At 34.5% G+C, this 18309-nt stretch carries 14 protein-coding genes; 9 read left to right on the top strand and 5 right to left on the bottom strand.

What is annotated here, in order from left to right; genetic code table 11:
- From ABIQ28_RS04085 to ABIQ28_RS04045, 9 genes are all read left to right on the top strand, one after another.
- A partial coding sequence (locus ABIQ28_RS04085) for a helix-turn-helix domain-containing protein (protein ID WP_348035486.1) occupies positions 1 to 242 on the top strand: 242 nt, incomplete at its 5' end.
- Positions 243 to 350: 108 nt separating this feature from the next.
- Complete coding sequence (locus tag ABIQ28_RS04080; RefSeq protein WP_348035484.1) at positions 351 to 1511, top strand: HAMP domain-containing sensor histidine kinase; 1161 nt, start codon at positions 351 to 353, stop codon at positions 1509 to 1511.
- A gap of 307 nt (positions 1512 to 1818) precedes the next feature.
- Positions 1819 to 2046 (top strand): hypothetical protein, encoded by a 228-nt coding sequence (locus tag ABIQ28_RS04075; RefSeq protein ID WP_348035482.1) that lies wholly within the window; start codon positions 1819 to 1821, stop codon positions 2044 to 2046.
- A gap of 692 nt (positions 2047 to 2738) precedes the next feature.
- Positions 2739 to 3305, top strand: a complete 567-nt coding sequence (locus ABIQ28_RS04070) for a polysaccharide deacetylase (RefSeq protein WP_348035480.1) — start codon at positions 2739 to 2741, stop codon at positions 3303 to 3305.
- 243 nt (positions 3306 to 3548) lie between these two features.
- Positions 3549 to 3974, top strand: a complete 426-nt coding sequence (locus tag ABIQ28_RS04065; protein ID WP_348035479.1) for a PepSY-like domain-containing protein — start codon at positions 3549 to 3551, stop codon at positions 3972 to 3974.
- Positions 3975 to 4441: 467 nt separating this feature from the next.
- Complete coding sequence (locus ABIQ28_RS04060) at positions 4442 to 4960, top strand: phosphatase PAP2 family protein (protein WP_348035477.1); 519 nt, start codon at positions 4442 to 4444, stop codon at positions 4958 to 4960.
- Positions 4961 to 5173: 213 nt separating this feature from the next.
- Positions 5174 to 6442 (top strand): glycoside hydrolase family 2 TIM barrel-domain containing protein, encoded by a 1269-nt coding sequence (locus ABIQ28_RS04055; protein ID WP_348035475.1) that lies wholly within the window; start codon positions 5174 to 5176, stop codon positions 6440 to 6442.
- Positions 6439 to 10200: a glycosyltransferase family 2 protein gene (locus ABIQ28_RS04050; RefSeq protein WP_348035473.1), complete on the top strand. Its 3762-nt coding sequence runs from the start codon at positions 6439 to 6441 to the stop codon at positions 10198 to 10200. Before ABIQ28_RS04055 ends, ABIQ28_RS04050 begins: the two co-directional genes overlap by 4 nt.
- 500 nt (positions 10201 to 10700) lie before the next feature.
- On the top strand, positions 10701 to 11900 hold the full coding sequence (locus ABIQ28_RS04045; protein WP_348035471.1) for an MFS transporter: 1200 nt from the start codon (positions 10701 to 10703) through the stop codon (positions 11898 to 11900).
- Positions 11901 to 12426: 526 nt separating this feature from the next.
- Here ABIQ28_RS04045 and ABIQ28_RS04040 read toward each other — a convergent pair.
- The 5 genes from ABIQ28_RS04040 to gcvT form a co-directional block, all read right to left on the bottom strand.
- Positions 12427 to 13137, bottom strand: a complete 711-nt coding sequence (locus tag ABIQ28_RS04040; RefSeq protein WP_348035469.1) for a YebC/PmpR family DNA-binding transcriptional regulator — start codon at positions 13135 to 13137, stop codon at positions 12427 to 12429.
- A 248-nt stretch (positions 13138 to 13385) separates the two neighbouring features.
- Complete coding sequence (locus ABIQ28_RS04035) at positions 13386 to 15437, bottom strand: S41 family peptidase (protein ID WP_348035468.1); 2052 nt, start codon at positions 15435 to 15437, stop codon at positions 13386 to 13388.
- 20 nt (positions 15438 to 15457) lie between these two features.
- Entirely contained in the window at positions 15458 to 15748 is a 291-nt protein-coding gene (locus ABIQ28_RS04030; RefSeq protein ID WP_348035466.1) for a 4a-hydroxytetrahydrobiopterin dehydratase, read from the bottom strand.
- 55 nt (positions 15749 to 15803) lie between these two features.
- A complete protein-coding gene (locus ABIQ28_RS04025; protein WP_348035465.1) occupies positions 15804 to 16652 on the bottom strand; it encodes a sugar nucleotide-binding protein in 849 nt (282 codons plus the stop codon).
- Positions 16653 to 16861: 209 nt separating this feature from the next.
- Positions 16862 to 17944 (bottom strand): glycine cleavage system aminomethyltransferase GcvT, encoded by a 1083-nt coding sequence (gene gcvT / locus ABIQ28_RS04020; protein WP_348035463.1) that lies wholly within the window; start codon positions 17942 to 17944, stop codon positions 16862 to 16864.
- Positions 17945 to 18309: the final 365 nt, after the last annotated feature.

Here is an 18309-nt window from a genome sequence, read left to right as displayed (position 1 = left end):
CAATTGCACTTACGCGAAAGGAATATGATTTGTTAGTGTTTTTTATTTCAAACAAAGGCCGTGTGCTTTCCAAAGAAATCATTGCAGAACACTTGTGGGGCGACCATAGTGATGTATTGGATAATTTCGACTTTATATACGTGCACATCAATAATTTACGAAAGAAATTAACTGCAGAAGGTGCCAAGTATATAAAAACGGCTTATGGCAGTGGCTATAAATTTATTGAAGACCAAGCATAAGTGGCAAAAAAGACCAAACTCATATGGAAAACCTCTAAGACCTTTATTTTGACAGGGCTCGTTCTAACTATCCTTAGTTGCATATCGCATTATTTCTACACAAAAAACTTGCTCAAAAAGGAGGTGGAGGAGGCGCTGTATTCAGCTGAAGCACGAGTTAGTAATGCCTTGAAAAATGAAGGAGTAATCTATTCGTTGCCACCAGTTACAGAGAATAAAAAAGTAGACGCTTTAAAACAGGAAGTGTTAAAGGACACACTTATTTATGACCCTTCTCAAGACGAAATGGAACTTTTTAGGGAACTCTCAACCTATAAAAAAATTAACGAGGAATACTACCACATCACCATTCGAACCTTGGTTGTAGAATCTGAGGATATTTTATTGGCCATTGTTATTTCAAACATCAGCATTTTTGTGTTGGCTTTTATATTTCTTTTCTACTATAATACTTCTAGAAATTTAGAGTTATGGAAACCGTTCTTTGATAATTTAGAAGTAATGAAAAAATTTTCATTAACCTCAAAGGAACCTATACGCTTAGCAGATAGTGATGTGTTGGAGTTTTCGGATTTGAAAAGTCAAATAGAACTATTAACCAGTAAAGTCAAGGTGGATTATGAGGGCTTAAAACAGTTTACAGAAAATGTTTCTCATGAAATTCAAACGCCTCTGGCCATTATTCAGGCAAAAATAGATAACATCATTAATGAACATGCCATCAGTGATAAGCAGTTTGACCAAATAACTTCCATTCAAATGGATATCCAACGTTTGAAACAACTCAATAAAAAAATCATAACACTTACTAAAATAGATAATAATCAGTTCGTGAAATTAGAAAACGTTAACCTTACCGAATTAATAAACAAAAAGATTGAGGATTTTAAGGAATTGGAAATAAATAACCTGTTTTATAATTCTGAAACGGAACTATCTGTAGTGATGGATCCATTTTTGGCTGACATTTTAGTGAGTAATCTTATATCAAACGCTATTAGATATACAAATAGAGAGGAGCGTATCGCTATTATTACCAATGACAATACGCTGTTGATTTCCAATAGTGGCAAACAGGAATTAATACAACCAGAAAAACTTTTTGTGCGTTTGTATAGGGAAGGAAATCATAAGCAATCCTCAGGTTTAGGACTTGCTATTGTAAACAAAATATGTGAGTACTATGGGTTTACGCCAACCTATCGTTTTCAATCTTCAATAAGAAATGGCTTTGGACAGCACATATTCCAAATAAAGTTTAATAAATAACTTTGAGATCGCAACTTTATATGCTCCTTATCGCATTGGATACTCTTACGATAGATCCATTTTTTTATAGCCGTGGCTGGTTATGTTTTTTGGTGTTTAACTAGTAATATAGCTCATATGAGATTTTATTAAGAACAGATTTTTTCTTCCTAGCAGTTTGTGAAATTGCCCTTCTTGTCCCGCTAAAATTATCTGATTTAATTTCAGTGGATTCTAACAATGGTGTCATTTATTTTCAATAAATTGGTTTGTAGTGAATTATGAGGTTTTCACCTCAAAGTTGGTAAGAGCAATAACTAAAACATAAATGAATCTAAAGCCGGAATTATCTATCGTTTTGCCGATTTATAACCCAATTTTAAATTGGGTAAATCTTTTAGATGATTCTATTAAAGTCATAAACATACTATTTATTAAAACATCATTTAAAATTATAATGGTAGATGATGGTTTAACAAGTGATTTAGAAGCTGGAAAAAATTATCTAAGAAATAGGTATGATAATGTTGAAATAGTTTCATACCCTGAGAATTAAGGAAAAGGTTTTGCTGTTAGAACGGGTTTGAAAAATGCAAATTCAAAGTATTATATATATTCAGATTGGGATTTTCCTTTTGGAGAGCAAGCTGTTTATCATGTTTTTGAAGCTTTGAAAATTCAAAAAAATGATGTTATCATAAGTAATAGAACATATGATTATCATGGAAGTTTACCCTTATTTAGACGCATATTATCATTTAGCTTAAGATGCTCCAATTTTTTAATCTTAGGCTTTAATCGTATCGACACCCAAGCCGGTTTAAAAGGATTTAATGAAAAAAGGAAGAATTGCTTTTTTAACCACAAAAATTGATAGTTTTAATTTTGAACTCGAATTCCTTAAAGAAGTAAAAAAACAAAAACTCACTATAAAAAGCTTAAACGTCCATCCAAGAGAAGATATTCAATTCACAAATTTTAGACTCAAAACAATATTAAATGAATTCGTTAATTTTGTATCCATAATTGGAATCAAATCAAGAACAATAAATTACTGATAACCTTGGATTTAGAGGAATTTGATTTGCCAATTGAATATCATCTAACAATAACTAAAAAAAGACAACTTGAGGTCACGACCGAAGGTTTAATAGCAGTGTTAGCACTTTTAAAGGCGCATTCAGTGATTGCTACGTTTTTCACAACTGCGTACTACGCAGAAAATAATTCTGAGCTTATAAAAAAATTGTGGATGAAGGCCACGAACTTGCCTCGCATCTTTGCTATCATTCTGACTATAATCCGGACCATGTTTTATCTTCAAAACAAAAGCTTGAAGAGATTTCAGGTACTAAAATCGTTGGAATTCGAAGCCCAAGACTTAAGACATTAGATTCTCATCTTATAAAGGAAGCAGGCTATCATTACGATTCCTCTTTAAATCCTACATATATCCCTAACAGATATAATAATTTCAATAAGTCTCGAAAAATAGTTAAGCATATTGGAATTATTATAGTCCCTTTTTCAGTAGCTACCCTGTTCAGGATTCCTTTGTTTTGGTTAAGTTTTAAAAATATGGCTTTAAAGATATACCTGTTTTTTTGTTTAAAAGCTTTAAAAAAAGATGGGTACTTACATTTATATTTTCACCCTTGGGAATTTGCAGATCTCAATGAATTTGATATTCCTGTTTATATAAAGAAAATCTCAGGAGATAAAATGTGCTACAAGTTTGACACATTTCTGCAAAAAATTAAGAAAGAAGGTGATTTTACGACAATCAGAGGATTTTTAACAGATATCAAAATTTAAGTTCCCGTTTGGATTTGTCTACTCAAAATGGGATTGTAATTAATTGAATTCCAAACAGAAGTCGAGACTCTAATTTTGATAAACTAAGCCGCAAGTAGTTCATTGCCTTCAATGATTTGTTGTTCCATAATAATAATAATAATAATAATAACTGGCCTTTAAAAACCCTTTAGAATTCCTTTAATCTATCTTTAGAATTGAGTTATACATTTACGAAAAGATTAATTTAAAAAAGGATAAAAGATGAAAACATTAAAAATTATTTTAGGAACATTTCTGGTCTGTGTCATGTTTGCTTTTACATCAAGCGATCCGGTGCCACAAAAAGTAAAAGAGGCCTTCACAAAGAAATTCCCAACAGCAACCAAAGTAACATGGGATAAAGAAAATGCCACCGAATGGGAAGCTGAGTTCAAAATGAATAACACGAAATATTCTGCAAATTTTAGGGAAGATGGGACTTGGAAAGAAACCGAACATCAAATAAATGTAAAGGACATTCCACAAAACATTAAGTCTTCTTTATTGAGTGCATATCCAGGTTACAAAATTGAAGAAGCTGAAATCTCTGAGACCCAAGAGGGAATGTTGTATGAGTTTATGATCGAAAAAGGGAAGAGCGAGATGGAAATTGCCATCAATCCAGAGGGTAAGATTGTAAAAAAATAAATTAAAAAATAAAATGATGATGAGAATGATTGAGCGATTTTTTAAGTGATTGATTTAGAATGATAAACTCCTGAAATGCTATTGTGTTTCGGGATTTTTGTTGACCTTAGATCGGGCTTTAATTTTCCTCTAGATTTGCAAATTGCTTTTGACCATAATTAATCCTAATCAGTGTTTTTTAAGGACATCTAAATTGTTTCCTTCTCGCTTTTCTTATGCACAAATTGTTGGCGAATTAGTGGCGATGAAGGACTCAACGCTTACCGTTTATGTTAAAAGAGACTCCTTAAATGCGTTGGTATGACATTAATAATGAGGGTTTAATAGGTTTTAATTTTTCTAAAGATTTAAATTCTATATTTGATTAAAATAAAAAAATGGCGATCATTGCGTAGGAGAAATGCTTTAACGAAAATCACTTTATATTAACGAAAGTTATGCTCAAGCAATTAATCATTATACCACTTATGACTGTATTTCTAGTGTTCAATTGTTATACGATTAACGCTCAAAAGTCAGGGGTCGAAACTGCAGGAGATATTGGTTTTTTTGTGGTTCCGGTCGCTGTATTAACAGTTACTTTATTTAAGGAAGATAGGCAGGGAACCTGGCAATTTACTAAGGGGTTTTTACTGAATCAAGCTCTTACCTATGTATTAAAAGTATCCATAAATAAACCACGACCTCATGATCAAGGTGATTATGCTTTTCCTTCGGGCCATACCTCCACAACCTTTCAGGGCGCTTCATTTATTCACAAGCGCTACGGATTTAAATATAGTATTCCTGCATATGCCATAGCGGGATTTACGGCTTTTAGCAGGCTCGATGCCCAAAGGCATGATGGTTGGGATATTTTGGCCGGCGCAGTTGTTGGGATCGGAAGCACTTTGCTTTTTACAAACGAATATCAACTAGAGCATTTGGAGCTCACTTTTGGCACCATTGAAGGTGATTATCTATTAGGTTTTAGGTATATATTCTAATAGAAGTAATGATTATGGACTGGATTCTAATTTGGTACCATTATATCGATTATTTATCTCTAAAAACACCCTTTATCATCTCTATTAGGTTTTTAATCAGAAGTAATTCATTGATATAACTTTATTGATTACATTCATTTCAAAATTTCAAATGTGTTGAAACGAATATTAAAATGGGTTTCCTTACTTATATTAAGTGTCATGCTTTTAACCATGGCAATATATTTCTACACCCACTCCGATACAAAAATTGCTGATGATACAAAAACAGTTTATATAACAAAGGATCAAAACAGTTTTAAACTTTATAGAAATGGTGCTCCTTTTAAGATTAGAGGTGCTTCTGGTCATCATTATCTAAATTCTTTATCTGAAATTGGCGCCAATACTATTCGTGTTTACGACTCAATTAGTGAAGCCCTACTTGATGAGGCTCATCAAAATAATTTAGCAGTAATAATTGATATTCCTCTACCTAAATATAATAAGGAGTACAATTTTTATTCTGATGAAAAAAAGACTAATGAACTAAAGGATAGTATCAAGACAGTGGTGAACAAGTATAAAAAACATCCAGCGCTTTTGTTTTGGAACTTAGGGAATGAACTTGATTATCCATTGGTGTTTAGAAAGAATGCTTTTATAAACACGTTCAATGAGCTCATTGATATGATACATAAGGAAGATCCAAATCATCCCGTAGGCACATGTTTGATTCCATCAAGAACGCAAACCCTAAGCATTCATTTACATTCTCCACAATTAGATGTGATCGGTTTTAATGCCTTTGGAAATCTTAAAATGATAAAGCCACTAATGAAAAAAATTGCAATTGTAACTAATGTGCTGCCTTATTATATAAGTGAATATGGCAGCAATGGACCATGGGAAGAAACCATGACGCCATGGTTGGTTCCTATAGAGCAAACAAGTACAAAAAAAGCAGAGCAATATGTTGAACTGTATAATGCAAATATTCTTAAAGACGAAGCATCATTAGGGGATTTAGCGTTTTTCTGGGGACAAAAACAAGAACACACGCATACCTGGTTTAGTGTTTTTGATGAAGATGGAAGAAAATCACAGGTCTTCTATAGTTTAAAATCGCTTTGGGGTGCTCCAAAAAACGAAAATGATTGGCCACCACAAATTAAATATATGCTTATAGATAACCAAGGCGCAAATGATACATTGATTTATAGTGCCAATGAAATTAAAACCGCTAAGATTATAATGGAAAGTCCATTGGACACAACCTATCAATTTAAGTGGGAGGTTTTTAATGAAGGGTGGAACTATAATCAAACGGAAAACGAGAGGCAACCAAAAAAACTATCCATACGTATTATTGAAAAGAAGGCAAATTCCTTAACATTTAATATACCCGACAAAGAAGGTCCTTTTAGGATTTTTGCCTATGTATACGATGGAAAAGGAAATTTCGCTACAGCAAACATCCCCTTTTATGTTTTAAAGAAATGACCGACCATAACATTATAAAAAGCCCAAGTAAAAAGGAACTCCTTATTCTCCGTTCAATTATTGTGATTGCACTGTTGAGTTTGCTTAACTTCTTTTATTGGTTTATTCAGCCCGAATTGATTGAAACCCCATTTTTATTCGTTTTACTGACCGCTGTAATTCTATTTGATACCTTACGAATTGTATATATATGGTATCATTACTGGAATATTAGCATTCCTAAAAAACCCATATCTAAGAAACAATTTACGGTAGATGTTCTTACTACGTATTTCCCTGGCGAACCTTATGAAATGACTACCCAGACGCTTTTAGCCATAAAAAAAATGGGTTACCCTCACACAACTTTTTTATGCGATGAAGCTAATGATGCTTTTTTAAAGAATTTTTGTAAGGAAAATGATATTATCCATGTCACAAGAACTAATAGGATCAACGCAAAAGCGGGCAATATTAACAATGCTTTATTACAAGCCACTGGAGATTTATGCCTTATTTTAGATCCTGATCACATTCCGAAATCCAATTTTTTGGAAGAAATTATTCCGTATTTTGATGATGATGCCATAGGGTTCGTACAAACAGTTCAGGCTTATTATAATGTCGATGAATCTTACGTTGCGGAAGGCGCAGCGCAACAAACCTTTCATTTTTATGGACCTATGATGATGTCCATGAATTCATATGGAACAGTTAATGCCATTGGTGCCAATTGTATTTTCAGACGCAAGGCTTTAGACTCAATTGGCGGACATGCGGCGGGATTATCTGAGGATATGCATACAGCCATGCAATTGCATGCTAAAGGATGGAAATCTATATATGTGCCTGAAGTTTTTACAAAAGGATTGGTTCCTGCATCTTTAACGGCGTACTATAAGCAGCAATTAAAATGGTCAAGAGGTACCTTAGAATTATTGGTTTCAGTGTATCCCAAACTTTTTAAAAAATTTAGTTGGAGACAAAAATTACATTATGGTATATTGCCTCTTCATTACCTATCAGGTCTATTCTTTCTGATAGGTTTTTTAATTCCCATTTTATCGTTATTTAATGCTTCCCTGCCCTGGAAAGGAAATGTTATAAGGTTTGGACTTATTTATATGCCCGTATTAATTTCTATAATATGCATTAGAGTGTATGTGCAAAAATGGGTGATGTATAAAAGTGAACGTGGCATACATTTACAGGGTGGATTATTATTAATGTGTACCTGGTGGATCTTTCTGTTAGGTTTTATATATACTATCATCAGAAAAAAAGTGCCTTACCTACCAACGCCCAAAGATGATAAAGAGGTAACTAGTTTCAAAATAGTAATACCCAACTTAATTATTGGCATCATATCAATAATTGCTGTTTTTTATGGCCTGTATCTGGATTTTACACCATTTTCAATAGTCATGTCTGGCTTTGCGTTGCTCAATGCCTTTTTCATGTTTTATACTTTGGTTTATGCCTATAGTGAAAATAAATCTGTTGAATCAGCCACGGCTCATCATCATATCGTTTATACTAATGCAATGAGAAATGGAGTTTTTAACTTTTTCAACAAATCCGCACTCATTTTAACTTTGTTTTTTGTGATCAGTTGTGCTGGCCTTCAATATTATGGAGACTATGTAAAGTGGGGAGGAGTTACCCCAGAAAAAAATGTGATAAATACTATCAATTATGTAGGTGTTTTCGCTCCTAAAGAAGATAGTGGTCTAACAGATATGGTTGATGTTGATAAACTATCCACAATGGTTGATAATGAATTCAATCTAATTTCGCTGTACGTAGCATGGGATAAATATTTTGAAAATAGTTTTCCCGATGACTTAATCGCAACTATCTATGATCAAAAATCCATGCCAGTAATCACTTGGGAACCTTGGTTAAACACATTTGGTAGCGAAATAAATGGTCAGCACGTTTACGACCTTATAGAAAATGGTTATTTCGACAATTATTTTGTACGTTTTGCAAATAAGCTTAGAGAAATAAATAAACCTATTTTCTTAAGATTTGCCCACGAATTTGACAATCCTTTTTATCCTTGGTATATGTACGGAAATACTGCGCCAGAAAAGTTTAAATCGGCATGGATCCATACCTATGAAATTTTTAAGAAAGAGGGGGCAGACAATGTTATATGGATATGGAACCCGTGGAAATCAAAAAATATAAATTCCTATTATCCTGGTAAAGCCTATGTAGATTGGATCGGAGTTAATATTTTAAATTATGGAAAATTAAATGCGGATGGTAAGTGGCAAGAATTTGATTCTTTGTACATGCCATTTCATAATAAATTTAAAAAACTTCCTTCGACACCTGTAATCATTTCTGAATTTGGTTCATTAAAAAATGATTCCAATGAAATTTCCTCAAACTGGATAGATAATGCAGTCACCTCCATTGAAACTGATTTTAAGGAAATAAAATCAATTATATATTTTAATAGTAAATATGATAATAATTGGCCATCTGGCGAAAAATACAATGATTATTTAGATTGGTCCATAACTTCAAAACAAACTACAATTAACATGTTTGCTAAGAAGGATGTACCGGATTATATTCCAAAGCCACTACCCCAAGGTAAGACCACAATCCCGGAGATTAATACAAATGAGGTAAAGATGCCTTACATAAGAGGAATCAATCTTAAACAAGGGCATAATTGGGAAAATGATTACCATGTTTTAAATAGGAAGAAATTAATTTCTGATTTTAAAAACCTTAAAAGTCTAGGAATAAATACCATAAAATATCAAGACAATTCCATTTATAATTACAATGTTTTAGAAATCAGTAAAATTTGTGGTTTAAATATTTCTTATAGTTTCTGGATCCCTGAAAACCTCGATTTTATGGTGGATTCTTTAAAAACTGAAGCCTTAAAATCGGACATCCTTAAATCAATTAGTGCTCTCAAAGATTCCAACAACATTATTTCTTGGCATATTGAAAATGACGTTCAATACAATCAAAACAACTTTTACCATAAACCTTCAATTCTTTATCAAAATAGATCATACATATTATGGCTAAAAAATTTAGTTGCTGAAATAAAAAAAATAGATGCTAAACGTCCTTTGATAGTTGATGTTGAAGTTAACCAACATTCTATATTTCATATCAATCGGATACTATCAAACATAAAAAATATTGATGCTATAGGGCTGTTGGTTAAGGATCCTGAGTATTTAGATGATGTGGTTGCATATTTAAAAGAAATAAAAAAGCAGTATATTTTAAGCGGAATAGAAAGTGATTTCTTAGAAGATCATAATATTGTAAGAAATAAAACCCCCTTCTTTATTATGTCTTGGCAAGACAAACATGAGAGTAATAAACTTGATTTTGATGGAATAGTCGATAGAAAAGGTAGGTATAAACCATCATATGCAACACTTTCAGCTCAATTAAATCAGAATAGTAGTAAGATTGAATTGCCTAAAATTAAAATCTTCAAACCCGCGAAGTTAATTTATGATGATAAAACTTACACTTTTCATGCTATGGTATATCAAAAGGATGAGGGGTGGCAATTTGCCTCTAAAATTAAGGGTTTAAAGTATGAGTGGTCATTGGTGAAATGTGACGCATATGGAAACTATCTTGCAATAAAGGACATAGGAGTGGATGCGAAAATATCATTAAAAATACCGAAAAACCATAATCATTATAGATTGTACTTAACAATTATCAATGGTGATTATGTTTCAACAGATATCACCAGTCTCCATACACCATTAATTGTAAAATGATTTTATTCTTTGACGGTTGAATGTTTGGTATCGTTAAATTATATTCGGTTTATCTATTCAATTACAAATTTTAAAATGAATAAATAGAAATATAAGAGACTGCTGAGTAATTGCAAACTCGCCAATAATTTGATCTTGCTCAGCAACCGGCAGACTTAAAGATATGTGTGCATGCGTATTTTTCACAATAAGAATTATTTTTTTGACATAACTATATATTACCGATAAGATAGATATGAGCAGAAAACAAATAGTGTTAACTTTATAGTATAGACACCTGAACGATGGGTTCGCCGATAACCACCTTAAAAACACATAATTCCTTATCGTTGAAATCTAAAAATGATTAAGGCTAAGGAGGTCAATGAAAAATGCTTCTCTTGATAATCCTGAATTTTCTGTTTCAATAAATAAACCACACTTTGGAAAAGGTAATCCGAAAGCTAAAAAAACAGGCTTATCAAATTGTGATGACGAATTTTAAAAAATAGGTAACGGCCATGAAAAAAATATTTACAAATATCTCACGCGTCGTCTGGATACTTTCTTTGGTAAGTATGTTTGCTGATATCGCAAGCGAAATGCTTTACCCCATTATTCCCGTTTATCTGCAGAGTATCGGTTTTTCGATATTTCTGATAGGCTTGCTGGAAGGTGTTGCTGAAGCGACTTCCGGATTGAGCAAAGGTTATTTTGGCAATTGGAGCGACAGGATTGGCAGGCGAATGCCGTTTGTGCGGATGGGGTATTTTTTAAGCGCCATAGCCAAACCGATGATGGCTGTTTTTATATTTCCGGTATGGGTGTTTTTTGCAAGAACTATTGATCGACTTGGAAAAGGTTCGCGCACGGCTCCAAGAGATGCAATTCTTTCAGACGAATCTACATTCAAGACTAAAGGGCAGGTATTCAGTTTTCATCGAGGGTGGGATACTTTAGGAGCGGTCTTTGGCCCTGCGTTAGCCTTGTTGTTCCTGCATTTTTATCCAGGGAAACTCGCATGGCTTTTTTATATAGCGTTTGTACCTGCCATTATTTCGGTGGCGTTTACCTATTTTATTAAGGAAAAGCCTGTACTACCACAAGAGCAAAAAGGAGCACCAGGTTTTTTTTCATATTTTAAATATTGGAAAGTGTCAACGCCCGCTTACAAAAAGTTGATGATCGGATTAGTCGCATTTGCTCTTTTTAATAGTTCTGATATGTTATTATTGCTCAGAGTGAACGAGGCAACGGGGAACGAGAACCACGTGATTATGGTATACATTTTTTACAACCTGGTGTATGCGCTCTTGGCATTTCCTTTAGGCTTATTGGCGGACCATTTGGGCCTCAAAAAGATCTTTCTTTTTGGTTTAATTCTTTTTTCTGGTATTTATTTTGGAATGGCTGAGGCGAGCACCAACTCCTTGTTTTATGTACTGTTCGGGATTTATGGAATATATATGGCAGCTACCGAGGGAATTTCGAAAGCGTGGGTGGCGAGCCTCTGTAAAAAAGAAGAAGTAGGTACGGGAATTGGGCTTTTTGTAGCACTGCAAAGCATCGCCTTGATGATTGCTAGCGCCTTGGCAGGATTATTATGGACCTACTACGGGGCAGCGGTGGCCTTTATGTTAACGGCTATGATGAGTGTCTTGGTATTTGTGTTTATTTTGATTTTTGTTAATAAACCTGAAAGCCAAGAGAAAACCCAATAATGATTTGATGAATAAAGGCCTTAAAGATATAGCGTACCATAAAATTTCAGTTTCAGTGGATGGTAGTGAATTCCATCGCACCCATTATAAAATAAAAATGTAGGATTACCACCTACATTCATAAAAATTGATACTTTGTATTAGAATTTATATGTAAGGTTTAAAAAATGGGCTTGAATCATATTTTTTGTTGTCTTTGTGTTTTGTCGAGACACCTTATTGTTGTAATTTATCTTTTGAATGGAACAATCAACGAATCTAAACTTGCTTTTAGTTTTTCTTCGAGCGAATGCCTCTTGACCTTTTTCCTTTTATCATCCCATTGTATTTTTTCAACCGAAACACCAGAATCAATGTAGGGCTCAATTTTGAGCCTAAACAATTGTGTCCCATTTATCTTTAGGTAAGGCGATAGATAATAGCTGAAATTCATTAGTTCAGTATTAGTTCGAAAAACAAACAAATACCAACAATCATTCGCTTCTGATAATAAGTTTATACTTGTGATTAACAGTGCTTTACGTCTTTACTCCTCCATCGTATGATACACGTTCTGGACGTCATCATCTTCTTCCAATCTTTCTAAAAGCTTTTCAACATCTTCAACTTCTTCAGCTGTCAACTTTTTAGTTACTTGTGGAATACGTTCAAAGCCAGAGGACAAAATTTCAAGACCTCGTTTCTCCAATTCCGATTGAATGGCACCAAAACTTTCAAAAGGGGCATAGATCAAGATCCCATCATCATCCTTAAAAACTTCATCTGCTCCGAAATCGATAAACTCCAATTCTAATTCTTCCGGATCTAAACCTTCGGCGGCAATTCTGAAATTACAGGTATGGTCAAACATAAATACGACAGAACCTGAAGTTCCCAAGTTCCCATGACATTTATTGAAATAACTGCGCACGTTGGCGACCGTTCTGGTATTGTTGTCTGTAGCTGTTTCTACTAAAATGGCAATCCCGTGCGGTGCATAGCCTTCAAAGAGCACTTCTTTAAAATCGCCCAAACTTTTATCTGATGCTCTCTTAATCGCGCGTTCCACATTGTCTTTTGGCATGTTTACGGCCTTGGCATTTTGGATAACGGCCCGTAAGCGTGCGTTGGTATCAGGATCAGGACCACCGTCTTTCACGGCCATTACAATGTCTTTGCCGATACGTGTAAAGGCTTTACTCATTGCTGACCAACGTTTCATTTTACGTGCTTTACGAAATTCAAAAGCTCTTCCCATTCTTGTAAGTTCTAATTTTTAAGTTTAATATTCAGCATTTCAGTTATCAGTCTCAAGTCTCCAGTATTCAGTCATCGGTCTTCGGTCATCAGTCATCGGTCTTCGGTCATCGGTCATCGGTCTTCGGTCATCGGTCTTCGGTCATCGGTCTTCGGTCTTCGGTCATTGTGCATCTTTCTCCCAAATTCTGAGCAAATTTAAAAAAATTCATGTCATTAGTGCGATGTATCCACTGAAAAAACAATAGGTCAATTATATTTAATGTTCTTAATATCGCTCAAAATTGCCAGTGCTTCATGAATGTAAATATCAGTCGAAATATCTTCAATCTGACTTTCGTTAAGCTTCATTTGATCAACATCCCATAATTTATTGGTGGTTTCTGCGGTGTTTTTCACCAGTATTCTTTGAGTCTTAAAATCGAGTGTTTTGTAAAGTGTAATCCATAAATCATTATAAGTCTGTACATCATCATAAATGTTGCCGAGAGTTAAAGGATAATTTAAATCTCTATCCATATAATTAGATAAGAGCTTAGTGTTCATGTCTTTGATTGCCGTAAAATTGCTATTGCTCTCGACACGGAACTTGCTTTTAGACTGGATTGCAGGCATAGGAATTTGTTTATAGGCGCGATGTTTCACGAATGGAACGATGGTGTCATTGGACAGTGCAAATGGACTATAAGCTTCACTGGTTTTAAAATCGTCATATAACGACGGTAAGATAATATCGGGGACAACACCAATCGATTGGTGGCTTTTTCCGGTAACCCGATAGAATTTCTCAACGGTTAGTTTACAAAACCCCAATTCGTCAGTATCGCTTAAGGGTACAATAATTTGTGCTGATGCCTTTCCATGACTTGGAGAGCCCACAATAATGGCGCGATTATAATCTTGCATGGCGGCTGCAAAAAACTCCGCGGCAGAGGCACTGTAATTATCGATAAGGATGACGATGGGCTTGTTGAAAAATGAGCCTTTAATGCCGTCTTCTATTGTAAAAGTATCGCCATTTCCAAATTTCAAAATCGCCAAAGGTCCTTTGTTTATGAATAATCCGGAAAGGTTCGCGGCTTCTTTCATGGAACCTCCACCATTGAACCTTAAGTCCAATACTAAACCTTTAATGTTTTTATTATCAATTAATTGTAATTGAGTGGCAACGTCATAGGTTAAGCCAATGCCGCTGGGCGAATCAAAATCTGTATAAAAACTAGGAATCTTTAGATAGGCGTAATCTGATTTTTTATGGAGTAGAAATGCTCTACAGGAATTCTCTACAACTTTCAGTTCGGTTTTTGTGAGTGGGATATCGTGAACAGCTCCATTTTGCTTCTTGATTTTAAAGATGATGGTTTCATTTTTTTCATTAGAAGTAAAAGCGGCAATATCTTCATTGGACACGCATAAGGTTTCTAATATTTGTGTGGGAGACGTTAAGGATTTGATCACATCATTCTCGTCAAAATTACCGTTTAAAGAGGCTGCACTTCCAGGTGCAATATAAGCGATGACAATATCGCCATTCTTGTCTTTTGCGGTATCAATTCCGAAAGTTAACTGATGATTGGACACAGAGTCTTCAAACTGTGATTTATCTGAATCATTATAAAAAAACGAATTGGGATCGTGATAATTGGCAAAAGCATTTAAAAAGGCTTCTTTTACAAAATTAGTGATATCACCATTTTTATGAAGAAATTCATCTAGCAAACAAATTTGATTTTGAATGATTTTTGGTTTGATCTCCGCTTCGAGAACTTTGAAGTTTTTTTCTAAATTAGAAAGCGAACTGTCCTGTTCAACCAAATAATCCAAAATAAAATAACTCAGGCGTTTGTTCCAATATTTTTTGAACGCTGCATCATCTTTATAGTAATCAAAATCAGGCTTTGATTTAAAATAAAGTGTATCCTTACCGGAATAATCAAAAACCACATCGTTTAATGTGTTAATGTAGGTTTTGGAAGCTTCAATACGTTGTTGAAGTATCGCGCTATACTTCTCTATAAAATCACAATTGCCCGAACTTATGGCATCATCCAGTTGATATTCATCGGTTTTAAATAACTGGATGTCAGCTTCATGAAAAAATCGTTTGCCTTCATCCAATCGCTCCAAAAACAAATTAAAAACACCCTTTGAGAGACTGTCGTTAAGTGGTTTTGGGCGAAAATGATGTTGCTGAATGCGTTGGTGCAAGGCATTTAATTGATCACAAAAAACAGGGTCCTTTTGCCCATAAGTCCATGAAACGACCAAACTAAGAGCAATTATAAGTCGCCTTTTTAGCATAATTTATAAGGGCATTTTTACTATTCTTGAACTTCGACAATGGCTTCGATAGCTTCAGCCAGTTTAAAATCTTTTGCCGTAACCCCTTTGGCGCTGTGAGTTGACAACTTGATGGTTAGCATATTGTACACATTGGTCCAATCTGGATGGTGGTTTTGCGCTTCGCATTCAAAGGCAATACGACTCATGGCGCTAAAACAATCTTTAAAATTGTCGAATTCAAATTCAGCGTGAAGGGCATTATCATAATATTCCCAGTCGGGAAGGTGTAATAATTTCTTTTCAATGGTTTCTTCAGATAATAGAGACATAATTTCGATATTTAAGTTTCTTAAATTTATAAATTATAATTGACAAATTCTAAAACTAAGGCTTATAATTCATGTAATTATCCAATTCTTCAAGAAGCTCCGCACTGCTGATCTGTAGATGTTTTGGGAGTTTATTTGTTTTTGGCAGCACGGCTAAATACCGATCGTCATTGGTGGTATAAACCTGTTTGAAATGCACTTGATTGGAAGTCATCAAAGCCACCATTTCCTTTATAAAGTCGTCATGATGCACTAAATCAGAGCTTCCCAAATGAAAAATGCCATCTTTGTTTCTGTTAATGATATAGTGGATTTGCTGTGTCATCTTAAAATCGGTAGTGACATTCATAATCAGATTCGGAAATAATTCAATAGGCAGTTTTTCTTGAATATGCTGTTTGATTTCTTTAAGTCGCGGTGATTGGGTGCCAAATACCATGGGCAATCGGACAATGACCACTTTCGATTTCCGTAAGCGCAGGAACATATTTTCAATCTTGATCTTGAAGTGGCCGTAAATACTTTCACTTAAGGTTTTGTCGTCTTCATAACTCGGATATTTGCTATAGGCGTCAAATACATTGGCAGAGGAGAAGAAGATGATTTTACAATTATGTGCGGCCACATATTCAGCCATATGCTGATGGGCAATCACCTGTGCATGAAATTCGCCACGTAAACAGGAAATAATGATCGAAGGTTTAACGATTTCGAGAATTTCAAAAACATCATCTTCCTCTACACGGTATTGAAAAAAGTGCTGATTGTTCTCATACATCTTGTTTGCAATGTGATAAGTGCCGAAAGTATTAAAGTAAGGCCCCAATTCTTTATACAAGGCATTCCCAATAAAGCCACTGGCGCCAAGGATAAGAATGCGATGTTTGTTGTCTGGGGTCATCATAAATTAATAACGAATTATTTAATAACGGCTAATTTGTCTATATCTGATATCCTCTATAAAAATTTGAATCTCAACACGGAATGATCTGATTTATCAAGACACAGATCATTTATCGGTATTGCTATAAATGAGTAGGCAAAAGTGTGACACGATTATTTTGTCAACACTTTTGCCCATTAAGTTTACTTCAAAATAGAATAAATTCTGCGTTATGCTTTATAAAACGGCGTTTTTACGATCTTCGCTGGAACTGCGTTTTTTCTGATTTGAATATAAATTTTATTACCAACTTCAGACATATGAGTTGGAACATAACCTAAGCCAATACCTTTATGCAATGAAGGCGACATGGTGCCCGACGTAACCACGCCAACAACATTACCTTGGTCGTCAACAATATCATAACCTTGACGTGGAATGCCTTTTTCATCCAGTTCAAAACCAATTAATTTTGTTTTTGGTCCGTTTTCCTTTTCTGCTTTAAGTGCTTCGCTATTGGTGAAATCCTTGGTAAATTTTGTAACCCAACCTAATCCGGCAGCGATAGGAGAGATGGTTTCATCAATATCATTGCCATACAGACAATAGCCCATTTCCAAACGCAAGGTATCACGTGCAGCCAAGCCAATTGGTTTGATGCCATAATTTGCTCCAGCTTCAAAAACTTTATCCCAAACTTGTTTTACTTCTGAATTCTTGCAGTAGATTTCAAATCCGCCACTTCCTGTATAACCGGTTGCAGAAATGATTACATTATCAATGCCTGCAAAATCTCCCACTACAAAGTTGTAAAACTTAAGTTCTGAAAGATTATGACTTGTTAAACTTTGCATGGCTTCAACTGCTTTTGGCCCTTGAATCGCCAATAAGGAATATTCAGGTGAAAGGTCTTTCACGATTGCCCCAACATCATTTTTAGACGTAATCCAATTCCAATCCTTTTCAATATTACTTGCATTTACCACCAATAGATAGGATTCTTCCTCCATTTTATAAATGATCAAATCATCTACAACACCACCAGTTTCATTCGGCAAATAGCTGTATTGAGCTTTTCCAGTAGTTAATTTTGAAGCATCGTTACTACAAACTTTTTGGATTAACTCCAAAGCATGTGGTCCTTCAATTAAAAATTCGCCCATATGGGACACATCAAAAACACCGACGCCATTTCTAACAGTTTCGTGTTCAGCGCTGACGCCTTCATATTGAACTGGCATATTAAATCCTGCATAAGGCACCAATTTGGCTCCAAGAGCCTCGTGTGTTGATTTTAAGGTTATGTCTTTCATATATTATTTTTTTATTTCCGCAAAAGCGAAAAATTTGTTTAAAAATTCTTGGTTAAAAAATAAACTAAGACAATAATGAAGGATAGTATGATGAACGCGTAAAATATTCCTTTTTTCAAGCTCATATTAGAAACTATAGTTTCAATAGTATGGCCGAAAAACTTAATAATTTCTACTCATATCCCCTCCATAATTGCACGGCAAAAGTATCGAAAATTATTTGGTTTAAAAATGAAGCTTCCGATTATAATTTGTTAAACGATGGCTTTGATCATTAGCGCTCTCAATCTTAATTGGAACGGATGATTAATGGAAATTAAAGTGTCACAAAACCTAAGAATTGTCATGAAAAAAGAGGCGTATGG

This window comes from Gelidibacter sp., assembly GCF_039916245.1.
Classification (GTDB): domain Bacteria; phylum Bacteroidota; class Bacteroidia; order Flavobacteriales; family Flavobacteriaceae; genus Gelidibacter.
Note: the sequence above shows the minus strand (reverse complement) of the source record. Positions and strands in the feature narration are given on the sequence as shown.

Coding starts and splice junctions, on each gene's coding strand:
- ABIQ28_RS04075 (WP_348035482.1), top strand. CDS start 1,819: ATGAATCTAAAGCCGGAATTATCTATCGTTTTGCCGATTTATAACCCA.
- ABIQ28_RS04065 (WP_348035479.1), top strand. CDS start 3,549: ATGAAAACATTAAAAATTATTTTAGGAACATTTCTGGTCTGTGTCATG.
- ABIQ28_RS04060 (WP_348035477.1), top strand. CDS start 4,442: ATGACTGTATTTCTAGTGTTCAATTGTTATACGATTAACGCTCAAAAG.
- ABIQ28_RS04055 (WP_348035475.1), top strand. CDS start 5,174: ATGGCAATATATTTCTACACCCACTCCGATACAAAAATTGCTGATGAT.
- ABIQ28_RS04050 (WP_348035473.1), top strand. CDS start 6,439: ATGACCGACCATAACATTATAAAAAGCCCAAGTAAAAAGGAACTCCTT.
- ABIQ28_RS04045 (WP_348035471.1), top strand. CDS start 10,701: ATGAAAAAAATATTTACAAATATCTCACGCGTCGTCTGGATACTTTCT.
- ABIQ28_RS04040 (WP_348035469.1), bottom strand. CDS start 13,137: ATGGGAAGAGCTTTTGAATTTCGTAAAGCACGTAAAATGAAACGTTGG.
- ABIQ28_RS04035 (WP_348035468.1), bottom strand. CDS start 15,437: ATGCTAAAAAGGCGACTTATAATTGCTCTTAGTTTGGTCGTTTCATGG.
- ABIQ28_RS04030 (WP_348035466.1), bottom strand. CDS start 15,748: ATGTCTCTATTATCTGAAGAAACCATTGAAAAGAAATTATTACACCTT.
- ABIQ28_RS04025 (WP_348035465.1), bottom strand. CDS start 16,652: ATGATGACCCCAGACAACAAACATCGCATTCTTATCCTTGGCGCCAGT.
- gcvT (WP_348035463.1), bottom strand. CDS start 17,944: ATGAAAGACATAACCTTAAAATCAACACACGAGGCTCTTGGAGCCAAA.